The sequence below is a fragment of the Paenibacillus sp. Paensp111 genome, from assembly GCF_059492195.1.
In genome coordinates this window covers 124,813-141,840 of sequence record NZ_CP168527.1, presented here as the reverse complement: position 1 = coordinate 141,840, position 17,028 = coordinate 124,813, and the positions used below count along the sequence as shown (strand labels likewise).

Below are 17,028 nucleotides of genomic sequence, written 5' to 3'. Positions count from 1 at the left end.
GTAGCCTCCTATTTCACCAGATCTTCAACGAATTTAGGAAGCACGAACGCAGCCTTGTGCAGGCGCGGTGTGTAGTATTTCGTATCGATCTCAGGAATTTGAGTCTCGTCCACTTGCAGCGGATCATGGGTTTTGCTTCCCATGGTGAAGGTCCACAGACCACTTGGGTAAGTAGGAATGTTCGCACCGTACACACGAACGATCGGGAAGATTTCTTTGACGTCTTTGTTAACCTTTTGGATCAGGTCAGCCTTGAACCAAGGGTTGTCCGTCTGAGCGACGAAGATACCGTCGTCCTTCAGGGCTTCATGGATGCCTTGGTAGAAACCGCGCTCGAACAGCGGAGCTGCAGGGCCCACGGGTTCCGTGGAATCGACCATGATGACATCGTATTTATTTTTATTTTCGATAATATGCATATATCCGTCATTCACCAGAACCTCTACACGAGGGTTGTCCAGCTCACCGGCGATTTCAGGCAGGTATTGCTTCGAATATTCGATAACCTTGCCGTCGATCTCAACGAGTACCGCTTTCTCTACACCAGGGTGCTTGAGAACTTCACGGATTACCCCGCCATCTCCACCGCCGACAACGAGCACGTGCTTTGGATTAGGATGGGTGAACAGCGCCGGATGCGCGACCATTTCATGATAGACGAATTCATCTTTGATCGTAGTCATGACCATGCCGTCCAGGACGAGCATGCGTCCAAATTCCTCAGTGTCTATCATCGCCAAATCTTGAAAATCCGTCTTCTCCGTTACAAACGTTTCCCGGATCTTCGCTGTAATGCCGAACGCCGGAGTCTGTTTCTCAGTAAACCACAATTCCATCGTATATACCTTCTTTCCGTCAGAATAGTGTTTAGCCGCCATATAAAGCCCCTAACCAAAACGGGTTCTCCAGTTACACTTCTCGCGAAAGCTTCACTTCCTATATTGTACCAAACAAATTGTATAATAACACAAGATGGACCTGGATGCGACCTATGTCATGACGGTGTAAAATGGAGCAGAAACCGCTTCTCCATCTGCGTAAAGTAGACCCAATTAAAATGAGCTGCTAGATGCAGCTCATTTTGTTATCCCATTTGCTCATTTGCGGTTCCCAAGCTATCAACGAAATTATGAAGAGTTTGATAACCCAACCATACGATGAATCCTATGAAAATTAACAACAACGAGATTTTTAATAGTTTGGTGACATTATGTAGCCCCCTTGTTACTTCCTCTGCAGCTAGATTGTTGCCCCCATACACGCTTCAAGTCCGTATTGCTGCAGTCTACTTCAAGCAAATACACGTCAGGATTTGATAACCCCTTCCAATCTTCAAAGCCAAACTCCGGCTGATAGTGTCTAATTAACAAGGATAACAGCCCACCGTGTGTGACAACAGCAAATGCTCTCTCTGTTCTTATCAGCAATTCCAGAAGAACAGCCATCCCTCTGTTGAGACAATGTATTCAATCCCTCTATCTTTAAGGAAGCTGGCCAGCTGAACGGCCTCAGCCTCTCCTGCCTCAATGAGTGGAGCTTCAGGCTCCTGGCCTGCTGCCGCTGCGTGCCGGATAAGATACATCTGCTTCATTTCCTTCACCTATATCTTCTTGTAATAAAAGACCGTAGCATCCAAGGAGCCGCCAGCCGACTGCGCGAACTCTGGGATACGGCCCGCTTCGATATATCCTAGTGACTTATACAGTTCATTGGAAGGGTCCCCCTCTCTGGTATCCAACACCAGCAGAGATCTTTCTTCTTGCCGGGCGGCTTCCTCCAGGGTATTCATGAGCAGGCGGGCCACGCCGCTTCTCCGGCTGCCTGGATGAACCATTAATTTGGCGACCTCGGCCCGGTGAGAAGCGTTCCTTTTCCCGGCTAAATGCAGCTGAACGGTACCGATAATCTGATCATTCTGAGTCGCGATCCATATCTTCACGCCCGGATCGATCACCTTCAGCCAATATTCACCTGCTTCTCCTGTGTCAATCGGCGGCAGGAATCCAATCGAGGCGCCCCCCTCCACAACACGAACCAACAATTCTGACAGCTGCCCTAGAGCTGCAGGCTCTAAGGTATGGAGCTCTCTAATCTGGACATGTGATTTCATGACATTACACTCCTAGAGTTAGTAATCTCCTACTGACTTAATTCAATGTCACTATTGATTGGCCGCAAACAATGGCATCTCTGGGTCATGGTGCGAATAGAAAATTAGCTAGCTAAATTACGCAGCAACTATGATTACGAAGGATTGTTCGGCGTCGGCACAGCCGGGTCGTTCTCTCCACCCATTCTCCGTCTGGAGGTCTCCATTCTGCCCGTTGCAGGCACATGACTTCCCGCCTTAGACAGGCCAAATACAGGCATGTTCCCGTAAATGCATTCGTACTGCCCTGGCTCAATTTTGTAAGTCTCATGGTAAATTCCTACGGTACCATCTGTCCCCACCGCTTGATTGAACTTCTTCCAGGCCTGGAGATGGATTCCTCCGCGGGCGTATTTCTCGAGCTGCTCATAGCTTCTCCAATATTGAAGAACAGTGACGCCTCTTGAACTCAGGAAGGACTCGGAGCCAAGGAATCCCAACTCGGGATTCTGATACAGCTCCTTCAGCATAGGGCCCATAGCTGCGGCTACGGGCCACCATTTATGTACAGCCCAGATCCGATTGATCCTCATTCCAATTACAAATACAACGAACGGCCCTTCGATTTCAGCAGCATACCTTCCCGGAATTACTTTGGCCACTATAGCGACTCCCCTTTCTTGTCCCGCTAAATTTATCTACAACAAAGCCTTGATCACCGCTAAATACTCTCTAATCATATTGATCGGCTTGAGATACAAGGGTGACTCTGCAGATATGCCATGGGCTTCATAGCCCAAGGTTCCCGCGATATACTTCGCCCTGAACATATGGTAGTCACTGGTGACAATCATGATCTTAGGGCGGTTGCCCTCACTGCCTTGCATTAGCGCTCTGGAGAAAATCAAGTTCTCCCTTGTACTTGTAGATTTATTCTCAAGCTTGATTCGGTCCTCAGCGATCCCTCGGCTTAGAAGGTACTTCTTCATTGCCGCAGATTCGGTAATGTCTTCACCGGGCCCTTGGCCTCCTGATACGATAATCGGGGTCTTCGGGTGCTGGTTCACATAAGGGAGGCTTGCATCCAGGCGCTCCTTCAAGGTTAACGAGAGCTGTGTTCCCTTAAGACCAGATCCGAGAATCACCACATAATCGACATCGGTTACGGCACGATCATCCGTACGGAACCCTGACAGCACAAAGGACTCTATTATTATAAAAGAGACAATAAGCAGCACAGTGCAAGCCAGCATTGCTCTTCGTAGAATCACGTGCTTCTTCAGATCCATCATCCTCAGCATCATGACGGCAAAAGCTACAACACATATCAATGCGAGTGCAAAGTTATCTCGGAATAGATAGGCTAGAATCAGAAATATAACAGCCATGGCCAATTCCAAATAGGACGCAGCGCGTTCAGTTTGCGGGACGAACTTCATGCGTTCCTCCTTCCAACATGGGGTCTTGTCTATTCATTTATAGGGAGACTCCACCTTGGTTAGAACCTGTCATAACGCAAGCAGTTGCCCCTAAAAAAAAACCCTCTTCCAATATTATACATCGTGTAGGATTGGAAGGGGTAATTTTTGCAGACACCAGAATCTGCTGATCCGAGAAAAATCATAACGAAACTTCAGTTCCAAGCGTTCATACACTAAGACTTAGGTAAATGACAGGAGTTGGTAAAGTGAAGTCCAAAGATCTTTTTTGGTCCATAGTGCTTAATGGGTTTTTGGGTTATCTCTGGGTGCTGTTCTTAAGAGACATTACGGAGTTGACCCGAATGTGGGACCATTTCCTGGCTAAGGGTGTTGTATTTGTTCTTGGAACCGCCCTCTTTGGCGAGATTGTAAACAGAATTTCACGCTTACACGAGTATAAATGGACACACCCTGTAAAGATTGTCGGCACTGCTTCTTTTGTATTGGTGGTACTAATCTGCATATATACCAAATAACCCTTTTCAAGCAAAGGTCCCTCAATCCGGCACTTCAATGTACTCCGAGACCCTTGCTTTCAGCAGCTCAATCAGTTCCTCATCCATAAAAGGATAATCGTCCGGGATGTCCAGCCGGATGATCCTTTTGCCGGTAAGACCGGAACCGAACTTCTCTTTGAGCCTACGCATGTGCTTGGTCTCCATCACAAAAATAAGGTCGGCCCACCCGATATGTCCTGCTGTCACCTTAACTCTTGCGTTCTCTTCGGTGCCGGCCGATCTCACCTGGTACATGCTGTATTGCTCAAACACCTTCTCCGCCGTTAGGCTTCTCCATTTATTCCGACTGCAGATGAACAGCAGTTTGATTGAAAATCACTCCTCGTTACGATCTTTACTTAAACTTGTCCCACATTTGGTTGAAGAAGTGCTGTCCCCCTGCTGCCCAATATTGCTCCCGCTTAGGCACATCGTCAAGGAAGTCCTTGTATAATCCCGTCCACCCATCAGGAACATAATGCTCAAATGACATCGGTTCAGGGAACAGGGAATAGAGCACTCTCTCATCAAAATTTACATAGATCGCCGGGATAAACTCCAGCACCTCGTCATAGCTTTCGAACGCATCCTTCAGGTCCTCCAAAGTCTGTGCCAACTCACTTGTAGATACCCTAAGATCATCTATCCGGGCTAAAAAAGCTTCCGCCGTAGTCTCATCCAGTATTTCGATGCCGAACCGATCTTCCATTTCCGTATTGAGGAACCAGTATTCCCTCTCCGTGATATACCAGTTCCAAGTCTCCCGAAAGACAACGCCTACGATCAGGACCTGGGCATATTCAGGCATTAGCTTCATACTTATTCCCGCCTATCTTGTATCTCTATGACGCTCAGGTTATGTACTCAGAACGCTAAACTCAGCGATCTCCAGCTCGTTCAGGATTTGGTACCATTCTTGCACAACCGGAGGCACTCGTCTGATCTTTGAATCGAGGTACAGCGGCAGTTCAGGAATCGGGCGGCCGTACTGCTGCCGGATTGATTGGTTGATCGAGCTTAACTGCGTGTAAGCGCGAGTCCAGAGAGGTCGAACCCCTTTTGGGCCAACGCCTCAAAAATGGACTCGCTTAGCAGGAACAGCTGGGAAAAATCGAGCGTTATTTTGCGATACCTGTTATCGAACTCCTCATCCTTATAGAGAAATTTGTTGTAGTATTCCTTGGTGCTGAGGTGGATCTGATACCTGTAATTGTCGTCATCCGTGCAAAAAACTTCAGCATGGCAGACATCGCAGATCACCGTGCCGACCTGCCCATATCGCGATCCATCGTAATGGTACAGCCCGCCCGTCTGATTGCTGCACGCGGTGCAGTATACGGGGGTTATCTCGGTATCTACAACCACCCGTGTGTTGTTATAGAACTTCACGTTCACGTCATATTCATAGGCTTGTTCCTCTGTCAGCTTGGAGATTCCCATGTTTCCACCTTTTTTCTTAGAGTCTGCGGTCCTCTATTCACTACCTATCCGTTCATGAATCTTGTTAAACAGCAATTCAAAATACTCTGGCGAATTCAGCGCAATATCCTCTCTGCCAATCTCCCGTACTGCCGGGTTCGTCACTCTCTTGAGTTCATCATACAGGACACCTACAGCCCGGATGGACTTTCGCCCGCCAGCCAGCAACTGCTCAAATTCCTGCAGGCCCACCATGAACAAGCCTGAAATTTCACTAAGCTGAAAATCATACTCCTCCACCGGCTTCTCGCATTCGTATAAGAAAATATGATTAAACTCACGGTCAATCAGCTGCTCCGAAAGGACATACTCCTCAGCCACTCTGCCGCAATAAATAAGCTCGCTTATGTCAGCAGACAGCCCCAGCTCCTCCTCCAGCTCGCGCACACCCTCCTGAACGGTCTCTCCAGCCATAAGATGCCCGGCGCACGAGGTGTCGAACATGCCGGGGAAGGTATCCTTATTCCTGTGGCGCAGCTGCAGGAGAAGACTCGGCCCCCGCTCGGCCGATGGGTTCAGGACCCAGCAGTGAAATGTCTGATGCCACAGCCCCTGCGCGTGAGCTTCCTGCCGGCTGGCCGTCCCCAGATGGTTCATATCCTTATCAAAAATATCAAACATTTCGGTAGTCATTAGCGGCTCTCCTATTGTTAATCCAGGGATTTGGGTTGATCCGAGGGCATCAATCCTTCGGCTGTATTATGATAAGTCCAGCAGATCATAGTAGCGCTATCCTTAGTCTTATATTCATGTAGATGTTCAAAGACTAAATTCATATTCTCTTCCAATTCCCTGTCATTTGCTAGAGAAGCATATAAATTGGCTGGGTCTTGGTAGAATTTGTCCGCAGAATCTAAAACTCCATCTGTCATTAATACAATATAATTACTACCTGGCCTTAACTGCCTCTTACCCACAGTATACCCTGGAACAGGCAATTCGAAGGTGTTGACCTGTCCAATCCATTCATAGAATTGTCTCTGGTTCAGGCCATACTGGCCTAATCTCGCCAGTTCAGGATGCAGTAATAGGGCCATGCAATCCCCTACAGAGAACCACCAAATATATTCATTCTTCTGAAAAACAATGAGGCAGGATGCTTCACCCGTTGTCTCTCTGCATGCTTTTTTAAAGTCTTCTCTTGTAAAAAGCTCTACCAAGTAGCTTTCTAAGTCTGTAAACACATCCTCACTGTCAAGTAAATTAATGAGACTTACCTTATGAGTAGTTAACGTCTCGATAATTAACTCAGCACTTTGGGCCGTGTGATGGGCATCAAGCAGAACTGCAAAGCTCCAAAGGTGATTCGGACTCTGAATGAGCATTAGCCCATCCTCGTTCTTATTAGCCCCACTACTTACATTCCCGCCATATCTGCCTACAATTATATTGCTGTGACACGTAATCCTGATTTCGTCCACTCCCGGTTGGTTACTCCCCAGCCAAGCATACTCCATAGGCTATTCCTCCCCACGGATTCCTTGCAGTCTGCCGAGCACATCCTCCCACCGTCTCTTCATCTCTTCACGAACTTCCGGGCCGGATAACTTCTCCTGATGGAAGCTGATTGTGGTCTTGTGGTCACCGACAGGGATCGTTCGAATCTGAAGCGTCGAAGGCGTCGTTCCATGCTCTGCGGTCCATGACAGCCTTATATTCTCCAGCTCGTTCACTACGCGGAACTCCCCCGTGATCCCTTCCTCGGTCTGAAACATCTGGCCCACCTCCACAACTACGGATCCAACCTCACCCAGCCAAATGGTCAACCCTTCAGGAGACGTTATCAGCCTCCAAGCCTCCTGAACAGGTATTGGAAAAGTTCTTCTAACTCCAACTTGAAAACCTGCTGCCGCCGTTTGGCCAACCGGCTTTGGACTGTTCATGATTATTCCTCCGATATCGATAGGGTAGACTGCACGCTTTACTAACTTGAATCGTATATCTACGATAATTCTCTATGATCTCTAGTTAATTTATTTTAGCACCCGAGTAAATATTTGTAATCGCTAATGGCCCAAAAAGAATACGAAAAATACGATCAAAAGATTGATCGTATTTCGCACGTGCTGTTACTTTCTTTTGCTCAATTTGTTATGAAATACGATTGCTAACGCTGTACCGACTAGCACGAATAGGACGATAGGAAGGACAAGCTTCTCTCCTGAATACGAACTTCCGATAGGGTCAATTCTTTCGGCCTCCGTATTTTGCCCACCCGCTGAATATGGTCCCTGGTAATAAGCTTTTACGTAAGTACCATCCATGCTCTGCACAGCAATCGCCTGATCCACAGGGATTCCCTGCACGCTGAAGTACGGTGTACCTTTTGGCAGTGCATTGGAAAAGTTACCTCCGTAAGACCCCTCCTCATCCGAGTAGTAGGATACCTGCCCAATCTTGGCGCCAAGCAGGGACTTGTTCACGGTGTCTTCCGATAAGGCATAGGTCTTCCCATCATTAACTACAAAGTTAAAAGCCCAGCTGGCTGAAGCTGCTGTCGCTGACAGAACATATACCAGCAGAATGAACATCAACATCACAAATGTCAGCCGTCGGTACAGGTTAACCACCTCTTCATCAATGATATCCCACTAGAATACTAAGCGGAGCTCCCTCATTTCTCATGCTCATGCTCTATCAGGTCGTAAGCCCCCTGTATTTCGCCGTCCTAAGCTCCTGCACATATTCATTTAACATAGGCATATCTGCATCTACTGCCTCTTGAATGGCTGCTTCAATATCATAGGTCACTCTCACAAACTGAACATTCATATCGGCTGTCTCCCGGCTGCCGTACTCTCCTTCCAGGATTACATAGGAGGCGCTGGTCAAATCCAGCGGATTCCCGACGCTTCCCGTGTTAAATACCGTCTTCCCATCCAGGTGCTGGAGATAGGCATTGTGAATGTCTCCGTACCCGATCATATCGGCAGGTCTTGGGTCCTTACAGAGCTCAGAACCTTCGCACAGGGAGAGCCTGCTTTCATGGCTATCCCATGGCTGGATCCGCTCGTACAGACTTCTTGGAGAGGCGTGAAACAGCCGAACGTATCTGCCGCTCATCAGGAATTCGATGGAAAAGGGGAGCGCGCCCAGATACTCCAGTCGTTCCGGTCCCAGCTGCTCTTGGTGCCACTTGAGTGTGTCGTTCGAGGTCTCTTTTCCAATAAAATCATCCCAGTTCCCTTGAACCACCCGTTCACAGTTCGCCCTAATCAGGTCCACCGCGACATCCCCGCTCGGGCCCTTCCCAATGAGGTCACCCAGGCAGTAAATCGCGCTGACCCCGCGACGCCCTATATCTTCAAGAACAGCCTGCAGGGCTGGAACATTGCCGTGAATGTCGGATATGATTGCGATTCGATTCATGGACCCACCTCCGATAGTTATGCATAATCTAGTTGGTAAGATTATACCCGATTCTCCTGCAGAGAACATGGGGGTTTTCAATTCCCAAACCCGCGAAACTCCGAGTTACTTCAGGTCCTTCTTGGTTCTAGAATACTTCTGAATGATATTCCAGCTCCTGTATTGAACCAGCCGTACGATATTCAAAGCTGTAGTTAAAATAATCACCAGACTAAATATAAAAAATAGAGCTGCATCAGAATTACCGCTGGACAGGAAATCTGGAGCCTGCATAAGAGTGGGGGCCAGAATGATTATTCCACCTAAGATCAATATGTATCTTCGCTTTGTGGAGTTCTTGATTTTTCGGATAATATGGCTGTAGCAATTTGTGCAGATCAGGGTTTGTCTTTTACCCACCAACAGCAGGCAGTACTCACAAAAGTCCTTGCTGCATAATGGACAGGTCTTCTCAAACTCGCTCGATTCATGGTTAAAGCACGGCTTCATCTTTCTAATTCAACTCCTCAGTGGCTACCTTAAGATGTGCACTTAATTCCTCATAGATCTTGTTTGTTTCATTTACTATTTTTCTCATAGATGGGCCATTGCCACCTTGGGCAAGCAGCAATTCTCTCTGACTATATTTTATGCTTATCCAGTTCGTATTGTAATAATTGAATAACGGGTTAGGGTGCTTATATCTGCTTATCTCTTCAACTTCTCCGTAAGGAAGAACCATCTTCAGGTCATTCTGTAAGTACTTATAGCTCTTTAAAATGTTTCCCTTTGGTACCTCCGCGGAATAATGAAGACCTGAATCTCCAATCTCCAACCTTCCTTTAGAATAAAAGACAACCGGAACATAATCGAATAAGGCCCTCACCTTGGGTATTTGGGATACCTTCCATACCTGCTTATCCTTCGTGCTTGCGATACTCGCAAATTGATTGAGATGGTCCACGGAACTCAACCATATGTTGGTGTAACTACTCATAAAGGCCTCCAATATTCTTGTATGTATTTCATATTATCTTGGTTATCTTGCTATACTTCTCTTGGATCTTCGGTAACAGGGTAACTGCCTGTATGACTAGCCCAAACATCATGTAGATGAAATGTACGGTTGAAAAAGCATTTATGATGTAGACCTGAATGGTAATCCATATGACTAGGGCGAATCCTGAGTACAACGAAAAAGTCCACGACCAGTGCTTATCTTAGAAAAGGTTGAGTTTCTCAGCCAGTTTCCAGTCTAATTGTCTAATTAAGCCTGAAGGGATGACCACAGGTATGACCCCCAAAACACAAAACAATATTAACTGCTCCCTATCCATACGCCTGTCTCCCTTCCGCTATCTTCTTAAGCTCTTTATTCCTATACTCAATAAATCGCTTCATATAATAACGCAGTATCAAACGCTCCACGACCCACCCTATAAATCCAAATGGAGCCTCGAACTGAAGGGTGTCCGTCATTAACGTCACACCATTACGATCCTCAAATTCATGAGTGTGCTTCATGCTCTTAAAGGCTCCGCTCACCATCTGATCGACGAAGATATAGGGCCGTTCGAATTCAGTAATTTGGGATGTAAGCCTTTGTCTGATGAGAAAATGGGTCGCTTCAAAGGTAACCGTCTCACCCCTGTTAATTCGGCTGGCGTAAGTCCCACCCACAGCTCGTTCCTTGGTGTGTCTCCAGACTGTACGTGTATGAAGTCGAATATCTCTAGCGAGGTTAAAGCAAATCTCTATGGGAGCATTAATTTCTAAGGAAGTCTTTACTACGATCACTTCTACACCTCACTTGCTTCTGCCAGCTTCTTCACTATAACTGGAACTTGTCCTTAATCATCTGGGCCGCTTCCGATGGGCTAATCCTTGTGTTGTTGATTCTGATGTAATTCGGCTTTTGAATCTCGCCTTCCAAAGAGTTGAGCCTGTATCGCTCCGCTGTTCCCCTTAAATCCCGTTCAGATCGCTCAAAATTCCGCTTGGTCGGCTTATGCATCAATCGGTGCGGGCTTTTGTTACGTTCAACCCTCTCCTCCAAATCGGCTTCAAGCTCAACCAAGTACACGGTGCCGCCCTTGGATTCAAATATTTGACTAATCTCCTCGACGTAATCCCAGTCTGATTGCAGATCTAATGCCCATACATACGTAAAAATCATCCCGGCCTGGTCGCTCTTGGCCATTTCCTCAAAAATTTCACGGCGGAACAAGCTGACCAGTCGCGCCCCCGCTTCCGTACCATAATCAAAGAATGGGGTAACCAATTCAATCGTCATATGATTGTGAAAAAGCTTCAGCCCCGTTATTTTCTCCAATTCATGCCCTACGGTCATTTTGCCGACAGCCTGCGGCCCGAATATAATAATGAACTTCATAAGCCCTCCTTATTTACAAGGCATCAACTATTCTGCATGTTTAAAGTTCTTATCTTCCTTGCCTTGCATTGGCCCAATGCCGTAAGGCCTTACAGTATTAAATGTGTCATCGTAGTCGTAGAAATATTTAACGTCCTGCTCATCGTTATATTTAACACTTATTCTATAAGGATTATATCCAAACAGCTTATTCTCCCAATGATATTCAACCTGAACGTCAAAATCCCCTTTCAGGTAGCCCTTCTCGACTAAATGTGCTTCCATTAATACTTTAACTTCATCTAAGTTCTTATGATTTGTAACTATTCCGAAGTAGAATAACGTAACCGCGATCAATGCGACAAGGATAGATAGTACCATGTATTTACGAACCGTAATCCCTCCCTAGTGAATATGCATATTTCTAACGTTATTGTATTCACAATGAACTCCAAGTCCCCTTTTAGCTAAGGGCAATCCGAGTTGATCATTTATCTCTCATAAAAACCAATCTGAGTGGGATGTGTACATAAGCCCAACACTATTTAATGAGCTCCTTTGGCATGATCCACCATCTGTTTGTATGTTCATCATATTTTAGATAAACTTGTCTTTGTTCTCCTTCTCGAATTTTCTTGTAACTTGTCCCCATGCTGTATAGACTTCTTCCCGGGAAGAGCGGAATCCAACTTACCTCTCTATTCGTATGAATATCAAAATACTCGTACCCCTTAATTTCACTCCCAACAGGGAGATCAATGGAGGTTAGATTCTTATTAACCTTCAATACTTTTAACCGGGTTGCAACTAACCTGGCCTCAATATCCTGTTCTCCTGATCCCTCAACCATTAATTCGACGTCAGGTGTCGACTGCACAAAATCATACTCCCCTAACGTTCTGTCCGTTCGATCAAGAACCAAGTATTTATCTAAGACAACGTATCCACTAATTAATATAAGTAGAGTAAATATTGCAGGGATGATGACACGATACCTTTTGAGCATCTCAAGTTAACTCCCTTTCAGTTATTATCGTAGGAGCTACAACCGTTAAGAAAATAAGCAGTTCTGACACCTTCTCTTCTTTGTAGTTTCTACGATTTCTCAAAAATAAACATATCGCCGTCTTCTCCAACCTTAGTGAATTCACATTTAGTATAAAAGTGATGATTTCTTACGCTCCATTTCGGCGTGTCCAGCCACAATTTACATCTGCCTGAATAGATGGCCTCGATCTCGTTCATCACCCTCATTCCAACCCCTTGATTCTGATATTTCGGATCTATCAAGATCCTCCCCAAATTAAGGCCTCCGTCAGTTTGCCGGAATACTAACGCCCCACCGATAACTGCTCCATCCTTGAGAACTTTATAATAATCGCCGCATCCCATCATTTCCTCCTGCTAGCTTGCAGAGTCATAACCAGGCGGTCCACCTATGTCATTATTATTAAATTGCCTAGATACCTCATCGAAACTTGCCTTTTGAATTTCGGCCAGCCGCTTGGCATCAGTCTTGGATGCCTTTTCAATAATAATCATCATAATAGTTGCTCTTTAACCTTTCGTGGTCTATGTAATCTAAATTCCTCTCTGTTATTCCAACCTTTCATAAATCTCCTCAATAAACGAATCTTGTTCAATCTTTGGGTTTTTGCCCCATTTTTATAGACCAAGCACCTTCCATTATTATACATTACGGCATGCACAGCCCGATAGCCTTATACCTGAATGTTAGGTTAACGGGATTTCTAACATCCACAGATTAATCAAAAAAAGCCCTATATAGGGCTCAACATTTACATACCATCAACTGATTTCCATCAGGATCTTTGAAATTAAACCAGTGATTATGTTCTATTGGGGTGGTGAGATTGACGTCCTTGGACCTCATATAATTAAACGCTTCTTCAATGTCCTCTGTATTAAAATGAAACGCCGGAGCCCTGAATACGTGGTCTTCTGCATAAATTTTACTATCCAGCACAATGCTTGTTCCTTCCATTGGAATTACATATAAATGTCCATATAAGATTTCTCCATTCATAGGTAAATTCAAAATGTCGCAATACCAGTCTCGAGCTCTTTCAATGTTACTAACAGGGATGAATACGGTTCCAATTCGGTTTTGGATAGGATTCATTTCATTCGCTCCCAACCTATATGATTTTAAAAAGAAAATACCTACAGCATGAATATAGAGTTATCCCTCTCTTATATATTTCTTATACTTCTGTCTCCCATGATCATTAATACCAAATCTGATATACACGTAGTTCTTCCCATCCTTCGGATACTCGTAATCTAACAGCAACTCATAATCCTCTAAATCCCATTTCACATCCTTGTAGACTTTATCATCATTTTCCTTGCTCAGGAAGTCATTTCTCTTAGGCTCCCCATATTCCTGAATCAACCCATCTAGTACTTTCTTAGCATAAGCCTCATCGACATTTTCTACTGAATAGTTATATAAAAGTAATCTAAAATCATCTAGCTGCTTCTCATCCATTTGTTGATCAAAAACAATGCTGTTGGTAAAGTTCACTCTCAGTACGACATCTTTTCCGTATAATTTCATATAGTTATCAATTTCCAACGTTGTAAAGTCCCGATTATCTCGGATGACAAATGGATACTGGGCGAGTTTACCTTTACCCTCATTCAGGGTCATCCCGATACTGAAATCGTCAAAGGTTTTGTGACTTGTACATCCACTTACAAAGGCCGTTAGGATCATAATAACCAGTACGCTAAAAGCTTTCTTCTTCATGTGGTTTACCTCATCTTCAGCCTATAAATTTTGATTTCATATAACTCAGCTTCTGGATTAGTCTCTCAGATACTCATTCAACTTCTTGATATTGTCTGTTACATACTCAATTTCATGATTCTTTTCATTGAATAGAATATACAGGGGAGCTGTTGTTGTATTTATCACATTTATTTTGTTATTGTGTAACCCAAAGCCTGGGACGTTGTAGTTATACATATTAATTTGGCCTTTGGGATCTTCCAGTCCCTCGATCTTTCTAAATTCACCTGTCATTTTCTCATTGACATATAACGTATAGTAAGTTTTCTCTAATACATTTGTTGCAATGACATAGAAGGCAAAGAATACGAAGAGAGCTGTTCCGAAGTAATATAAATATTTGTTGATTGACTTGTTCATAGTTTTGTCCTTTACTATTTAGTTAATATATATCTGCACTTATAGAGCAATGCTCTAATTGCTTATAGACTCGTGTTTCTTTCACTGATCTTCCTCCAGATGGATGTAGCTGATATACGTCTTATCGTATGTAAGTAATTACTCGATTTAGCCTGTCGATGTCCTTCGGTGAAATCTTTAGTGTCGTATTGGCTGCACCCGTTCCCCCAAAAACATATGCAAATCTAAATAATTCTCTGTCCATAATGGTGGGTATTCCCGGATTTATTAACGATACGCTGCCTACTTTACTCCCCGTAACTTGTTCAACCTCATGGGGCTTAGCTAGCTTAATCTCTTCCACTTGTAGTAAATCCTTTAATAAGCCCAATTCAACACGTCCGTAATCACCTGATATGATTAACGAAAAATACCCCTTGTCTGTCTTCAAAATTAACGTCGGAGCAGTCTGCCCAATATGGATATCAAAGTATTCAGCACCTTCTCGCGCACTTCTGAGTGGCTTACTGTGCTCAAAGATCTCATACTCGACGAGCTCATTTTGTAATAGGGATATTAAACTATCCATGCTCGTCCGCCTCCTAAGGTCGTAAGGCTGCTATGCGCAAAAATGATGTTATGTGATCTAATCTCTTATGATCCTCCCCGCAATCAAGTGACCAAAAAGTACAATGGGTAGAACAATTAATCCCGCTAGCACACTATACGTGTATGAAGAGGATTACATTGAATCCCAAGAAAAGGCCATATTCCTTATACTCTGCTGCCATGTATGTGGTCGGTACAAACACCATAAATTCGATTAATACTGCTATTGCAAATTGTGATGATTTAATTGTTGAGAATTTCCCTAATACTTTTGCTAGTGGTTTAGGAACGAGGGCACTGATTCGTGAGTAGTTCTTCTTCATCCAGGGCTCAACCGTTATAATTTCTTCAAAATCATGAAGGATAAACACAGCCAGGAATATCCATATTAACGAATTCATGCTTGTCTGCACCAAAATCCACACCTCCGTTCATTACGACTTCCATGTAACCCGAGCATTCTGTTTAAAATGTGTTAGTGAAATTTCTCCAAGATAAATAAATACTTATAACTGCTAAAGCCAAGAAGAGTACAAAGATCCGCGTGTTCTTCCTAAATTTGATACCATAGGCGCAAAAGAAGACTGCCGCAGCTATTTTGGCACAGCTTCTATAATAATCATTAAAGTATGAATTGCTAAAGATAATTGAAATAAGCAGCATGGCTATGATCAATGTTTTAAACCATAGAGGCTCACTTAAGAAGAGTTTATATATGAATTTTATCCGCTGCATGGCACAACCCTCCCTATTTTTTCAATCTTACCGCTGCAACTGTTGCTACAAATCCAATTAGTGCACCGAATGTATTCAATATAATATCATCTACATCGAAACTACCGACCTTTGTAAATAGCTGTATCAATTCGACTGCTAATAATACAAGTACTACAACTTGCAAAAAGTAAATTGTTCTAAGATACCTTGTGTTCAGAATTGGAAATATCACACCCAATGGAATGAATAAGACAATATTTCCAAAGAGATTTTTAACCCACGTATCCAGATTATAATGTTCTCGGTGTAGCGCATACTGCTTAATGGTCTTAAATGGGATCAGATTATAGTTCTGATAGGAGCTGTTATAATAGGTCGTCCCACGCAGGAAGAGCAGCTTAATCATGATCAAGGCGTACACAAGGCTTCCAGCTAGAATGATTACATTAAGAAATTTATTCTGAAAAAAAGCGTTTTTGAACATCTGACTCAACCTACTTTATTATGTTTTGTTTTTGTATACCTTCTCTAGAGACTTATAATCTTCTCTATATAGATTTGATACTCTGCAAGGTTGGATTTCCCCATCTTTTCTTATAAATCTGAATTTGATAATTCTGACCTTTTACTATTGTTTTATCAAGGCTCTCTTTCAGCTCAATTGTCATTGTTTCTCCGCTTTGATTCCTGACTACTAAGTTATCCTTACCAATATTCATGATTCTAACTGACTCACTTGAGTACTCAGTCTTTGAAGCCCACACTATTCCTGCAAATATGAAGATTGTACATACTATACTAATTATTCTGTATGTTATTCTCATCCTCTATCATCTTCTCCCAATCCTCAAGTGATACCTTCTCGGTTATTGTTCTCAATCTTTCAGGCACTTGAACATAACACATTAATTCCAAGCTGTTCCCGTCTGGATCATTGAAATATACAGAAGCATTCCCTTGATGAGGGCGGACGAAAGGTTCCACTGAACTCCTTCTTCCAAAAGGTACAGGTTCTATATTGATTGAATTCAGCCAATTTACACTATCTTTGAGTTCTTCATAGCTCACTCTGAATGCTATATGTCTTACAGAGGGATGATAGGGTGTTTTATGTTGATCTCCTTCCCAAAGACCTAACTGACTCTTCTCCTTCTCGATCCAAAAGAATGCTGTGTCTTCATCCTGCCAAGCAAGTTCCAGCCCCAACCTTGAATAAAATTCTAACGATCTATCCTTATTGCTCACGGGTAAATGAGCTTCATAAAGGCCTAAAATCATTTCCT

The 17,028-nt window shown here is 43.9% G+C and carries 27 protein-coding genes; all 27 read right to left on the bottom strand.

Features of this window, described 5'->3' with window-relative positions:
• Nucleotides 1-8: 8 nt before the first annotated feature.
• Nucleotides 9-836, bottom strand: coding sequence for a polyamine aminopropyltransferase (gene speE, locus ACEN86_RS00770; RefSeq protein WP_127200746.1), 828 nt, complete (start codon nucleotides 834-836; stop codon nucleotides 9-11).
• A gap of 584 nt (nucleotides 837-1,420) precedes the next feature.
• Nucleotides 1,421-1,591, bottom strand: a complete 171-nt coding sequence (locus ACEN86_RS00765) for a hypothetical protein (protein WP_495632512.1) — start codon at nucleotides 1,589-1,591, stop codon at nucleotides 1,421-1,423.
• Between the two features lie 9 nt (nucleotides 1,592-1,600).
• Entirely contained in the window at nucleotides 1,601-2,110 is a 510-nt protein-coding gene (locus tag ACEN86_RS00760; protein ID WP_495632511.1) for a GNAT family N-acetyltransferase, read from the bottom strand.
• Nucleotides 2,111-2,244: 134 nt separating this feature from the next.
• Nucleotides 2,245-2,751, bottom strand: a complete 507-nt coding sequence (locus tag ACEN86_RS00755) for a DUF4188 domain-containing protein (protein WP_495632510.1) — start codon at nucleotides 2,749-2,751, stop codon at nucleotides 2,245-2,247.
• Between the two features lie 36 nt (nucleotides 2,752-2,787).
• Entirely contained in the window at nucleotides 2,788-3,528 is a 741-nt protein-coding gene (locus ACEN86_RS00750) for a YdcF family protein (RefSeq protein WP_495632509.1), read from the bottom strand.
• Nucleotides 3,529-4,067: 539 nt separating this feature from the next.
• Complete coding sequence (locus ACEN86_RS00745; protein WP_495634177.1) at nucleotides 4,068-4,397, bottom strand: low molecular weight protein tyrosine phosphatase family protein; 330 nt, start codon at nucleotides 4,395-4,397, stop codon at nucleotides 4,068-4,070.
• 25 nt (nucleotides 4,398-4,422) lie between these two features.
• A complete protein-coding gene (locus ACEN86_RS00740; protein WP_495632508.1) occupies nucleotides 4,423-4,884 on the bottom strand; it encodes a hypothetical protein in 462 nt (153 codons plus the stop codon).
• A 200-nt stretch (nucleotides 4,885-5,084) separates the two neighbouring features.
• Complete coding sequence (locus tag ACEN86_RS00735) at nucleotides 5,085-5,507, bottom strand: hypothetical protein (RefSeq protein WP_495632507.1); 423 nt, start codon at nucleotides 5,505-5,507, stop codon at nucleotides 5,085-5,087.
• Nucleotides 5,508-5,540: 33 nt separating this feature from the next.
• On the bottom strand, nucleotides 5,541-6,179 hold the full coding sequence (locus tag ACEN86_RS00730; protein ID WP_495632506.1) for an NUDIX hydrolase: 639 nt from the start codon (nucleotides 6,177-6,179) through the stop codon (nucleotides 5,541-5,543).
• Nucleotides 6,180-6,196: 17 nt separating this feature from the next.
• Nucleotides 6,197-7,003, bottom strand: a complete 807-nt coding sequence (locus tag ACEN86_RS00725; protein ID WP_495632505.1) for a protein phosphatase 2C domain-containing protein — start codon at nucleotides 7,001-7,003, stop codon at nucleotides 6,197-6,199.
• 3 nt (nucleotides 7,004-7,006) lie between these two features.
• Nucleotides 7,007-7,429, bottom strand: a complete 423-nt coding sequence (locus ACEN86_RS00720) for an SRPBCC domain-containing protein (protein WP_495632504.1) — start codon at nucleotides 7,427-7,429, stop codon at nucleotides 7,007-7,009.
• A gap of 186 nt (nucleotides 7,430-7,615) precedes the next feature.
• Nucleotides 7,616-8,083, bottom strand: a complete 468-nt coding sequence (locus tag ACEN86_RS00715; protein WP_495632503.1) for a hypothetical protein — start codon at nucleotides 8,081-8,083, stop codon at nucleotides 7,616-7,618.
• A gap of 100 nt (nucleotides 8,084-8,183) precedes the next feature.
• Entirely contained in the window at nucleotides 8,184-8,915 is a 732-nt protein-coding gene (locus ACEN86_RS00710; protein ID WP_495632502.1) for a metallophosphoesterase family protein, read from the bottom strand.
• A 493-nt stretch (nucleotides 8,916-9,408) separates the two neighbouring features.
• Entirely contained in the window at nucleotides 9,409-9,891 is a 483-nt protein-coding gene (locus ACEN86_RS00705) for a hypothetical protein (protein WP_495632501.1), read from the bottom strand.
• 332 nt (nucleotides 9,892-10,223) lie between these two features.
• Complete coding sequence (locus tag ACEN86_RS00700; protein WP_495632500.1) at nucleotides 10,224-10,691, bottom strand: SRPBCC family protein; 468 nt, start codon at nucleotides 10,689-10,691, stop codon at nucleotides 10,224-10,226.
• A gap of 34 nt (nucleotides 10,692-10,725) precedes the next feature.
• Nucleotides 10,726-11,286, bottom strand: a complete 561-nt coding sequence (locus ACEN86_RS00695; RefSeq protein ID WP_495632499.1) for an AAA family ATPase — start codon at nucleotides 11,284-11,286, stop codon at nucleotides 10,726-10,728.
• Nucleotides 11,287-11,313: 27 nt separating this feature from the next.
• Complete coding sequence (locus ACEN86_RS00690; protein WP_495632498.1) at nucleotides 11,314-11,646, bottom strand: hypothetical protein; 333 nt, start codon at nucleotides 11,644-11,646, stop codon at nucleotides 11,314-11,316.
• A gap of 160 nt (nucleotides 11,647-11,806) precedes the next feature.
• On the bottom strand, nucleotides 11,807-12,271 hold the full coding sequence (locus tag ACEN86_RS00685; protein ID WP_495632497.1) for a hypothetical protein: 465 nt from the start codon (nucleotides 12,269-12,271) through the stop codon (nucleotides 11,807-11,809).
• Between the two features lie 89 nt (nucleotides 12,272-12,360).
• Complete coding sequence (locus tag ACEN86_RS00680) at nucleotides 12,361-12,660, bottom strand: GNAT family N-acetyltransferase (RefSeq protein ID WP_495632496.1); 300 nt, start codon at nucleotides 12,658-12,660, stop codon at nucleotides 12,361-12,363.
• 9 nt (nucleotides 12,661-12,669) lie between these two features.
• On the bottom strand, nucleotides 12,670-12,810 hold the full coding sequence (locus tag ACEN86_RS00675; RefSeq protein WP_495632495.1) for a hypothetical protein: 141 nt from the start codon (nucleotides 12,808-12,810) through the stop codon (nucleotides 12,670-12,672).
• A gap of 247 nt (nucleotides 12,811-13,057) precedes the next feature.
• Nucleotides 13,058-13,408, bottom strand: a complete 351-nt coding sequence (locus tag ACEN86_RS00670) for a VOC family protein (protein ID WP_495632494.1) — start codon at nucleotides 13,406-13,408, stop codon at nucleotides 13,058-13,060.
• Between the two features lie 60 nt (nucleotides 13,409-13,468).
• A complete protein-coding gene (locus ACEN86_RS00665) occupies nucleotides 13,469-14,038 on the bottom strand; it encodes a hypothetical protein (RefSeq protein WP_495632493.1) in 570 nt (189 codons plus the stop codon).
• A 57-nt stretch (nucleotides 14,039-14,095) separates the two neighbouring features.
• Nucleotides 14,096-14,440 carry a hypothetical protein gene (locus ACEN86_RS00660; RefSeq protein WP_495632492.1) on the bottom strand — a complete coding sequence of 115 codons (345 nt, stop codon included), beginning with the start codon at nucleotides 14,438-14,440 and terminating at the stop codon, nucleotides 14,096-14,098.
• Between the two features lie 121 nt (nucleotides 14,441-14,561).
• Nucleotides 14,562-15,008 (bottom strand): aminoacyl-tRNA deacylase, encoded by a 447-nt coding sequence (locus ACEN86_RS00655; protein ID WP_495632491.1) that lies wholly within the window; start codon nucleotides 15,006-15,008, stop codon nucleotides 14,562-14,564.
• Nucleotides 15,009-15,141: 133 nt separating this feature from the next.
• Nucleotides 15,142-15,429: an HXXEE domain-containing protein gene (locus tag ACEN86_RS00650; protein ID WP_495632490.1), complete on the bottom strand. Its 288-nt coding sequence runs from the start codon at nucleotides 15,427-15,429 to the stop codon at nucleotides 15,142-15,144.
• 347 nt (nucleotides 15,430-15,776) lie between these two features.
• Nucleotides 15,777-16,229, bottom strand: coding sequence for a VanZ family protein (locus ACEN86_RS00645; protein WP_495632489.1), 453 nt, complete (start codon nucleotides 16,227-16,229; stop codon nucleotides 15,777-15,779).
• Between the two features lie 314 nt (nucleotides 16,230-16,543).
• On the bottom strand, nucleotides 16,544-17,023 hold the full coding sequence (locus tag ACEN86_RS00640) for a VOC family protein (protein ID WP_495632488.1): 480 nt from the start codon (nucleotides 17,021-17,023) through the stop codon (nucleotides 16,544-16,546).
• Between the last annotated feature and the right edge of the window lie 5 nt (nucleotides 17,024-17,028).

What these genes read in the sequence shown, in the direction of transcription:
- speE (WP_127200746.1), bottom strand. Translation starts at nt 836, where the DNA reads ATGGAATTGTGGTTTACTGAGAAACAGACTCCGGCGTTCGGCATTACA.
- ACEN86_RS00765 (WP_495632512.1), bottom strand. Translation starts at nt 1,591, where the DNA reads ATGAAGCAGATGTATCTTATCCGGCACGCAGCGGCAGCAGGCCAGGAG.
- ACEN86_RS00760 (WP_495632511.1), bottom strand. Translation starts at nt 2,110, where the DNA reads ATGAAATCACATGTCCAGATTAGAGAGCTCCATACCTTAGAGCCTGCA.
- ACEN86_RS00750 (WP_495632509.1), bottom strand. Translation starts at nt 3,528, where the DNA reads ATGAAGTTCGTCCCGCAAACTGAACGCGCTGCGTCCTATTTGGAATTG.
- ACEN86_RS00740 (WP_495632508.1), bottom strand. Translation starts at nt 4,884, where the DNA reads ATGAAGCTAATGCCTGAATATGCCCAGGTCCTGATCGTAGGCGTTGTC.
- ACEN86_RS00735 (WP_495632507.1), bottom strand. Translation starts at nt 5,507, where the DNA reads ATGGGAATCTCCAAGCTGACAGAGGAACAAGCCTATGAATATGACGTG.
- ACEN86_RS00730 (WP_495632506.1), bottom strand. Translation starts at nt 6,179, where the DNA reads ATGACTACCGAAATGTTTGATATTTTTGATAAGGATATGAACCATCTG.
- ACEN86_RS00725 (WP_495632505.1), bottom strand. Translation starts at nt 7,003, where the DNA reads ATGGAGTATGCTTGGCTGGGGAGTAACCAACCGGGAGTGGACGAAATC.
- ACEN86_RS00720 (WP_495632504.1), bottom strand. Translation starts at nt 7,429, where the DNA reads ATGAACAGTCCAAAGCCGGTTGGCCAAACGGCGGCAGCAGGTTTTCAA.
- ACEN86_RS00715 (WP_495632503.1), bottom strand. Translation starts at nt 8,083, where the DNA reads ATGTTGATGTTCATTCTGCTGGTATATGTTCTGTCAGCGACAGCAGCT.
- ACEN86_RS00710 (WP_495632502.1), bottom strand. Translation starts at nt 8,915, where the DNA reads ATGAATCGAATCGCAATCATATCCGACATTCACGGCAATGTTCCAGCC.
- ACEN86_RS00705 (WP_495632501.1), bottom strand. Translation starts at nt 9,891, where the DNA reads ATGAGTAGTTACACCAACATATGGTTGAGTTCCGTGGACCATCTCAAT.
- ACEN86_RS00695 (WP_495632499.1), bottom strand. Translation starts at nt 11,286, where the DNA reads ATGAAGTTCATTATTATATTCGGGCCGCAGGCTGTCGGCAAAATGACC.
- ACEN86_RS00690 (WP_495632498.1), bottom strand. Translation starts at nt 11,646, where the DNA reads ATGGTACTATCTATCCTTGTCGCATTGATCGCGGTTACGTTATTCTAC.
- ACEN86_RS00685 (WP_495632497.1), bottom strand. Translation starts at nt 12,271, where the DNA reads ATGCTCAAAAGGTATCGTGTCATCATCCCTGCAATATTTACTCTACTT.
- ACEN86_RS00680 (WP_495632496.1), bottom strand. Translation starts at nt 12,660, where the DNA reads ATGATGGGATGCGGCGATTATTATAAAGTTCTCAAGGATGGAGCAGTT.
- ACEN86_RS00675 (WP_495632495.1), bottom strand. Translation starts at nt 12,810, where the DNA reads ATGATGATTATTATTGAAAAGGCATCCAAGACTGATGCCAAGCGGCTG.
- ACEN86_RS00670 (WP_495632494.1), bottom strand. Translation starts at nt 13,408, where the DNA reads ATGAATCCTATCCAAAACCGAATTGGAACCGTATTCATCCCTGTTAGT.
- ACEN86_RS00665 (WP_495632493.1), bottom strand. Translation starts at nt 14,038, where the DNA reads ATGAAGAAGAAAGCTTTTAGCGTACTGGTTATTATGATCCTAACGGCC.
- ACEN86_RS00660 (WP_495632492.1), bottom strand. Translation starts at nt 14,440, where the DNA reads ATGAACAAGTCAATCAACAAATATTTATATTACTTCGGAACAGCTCTC.
- ACEN86_RS00655 (WP_495632491.1), bottom strand. Translation starts at nt 15,008, where the DNA reads ATGGATAGTTTAATATCCCTATTACAAAATGAGCTCGTCGAGTATGAG.
- ACEN86_RS00650 (WP_495632490.1), bottom strand. Translation starts at nt 15,429, where the DNA reads ATGAATTCGTTAATATGGATATTCCTGGCTGTGTTTATCCTTCATGAT.
- ACEN86_RS00645 (WP_495632489.1), bottom strand. Translation starts at nt 16,229, where the DNA reads ATGTTCAAAAACGCTTTTTTTCAGAATAAATTTCTTAATGTAATCATT.
- ACEN86_RS00640 (WP_495632488.1), bottom strand. Translation starts at nt 17,023, where the DNA reads ATGATTTTAGGCCTTTATGAAGCTCATTTACCCGTGAGCAATAAGGAT.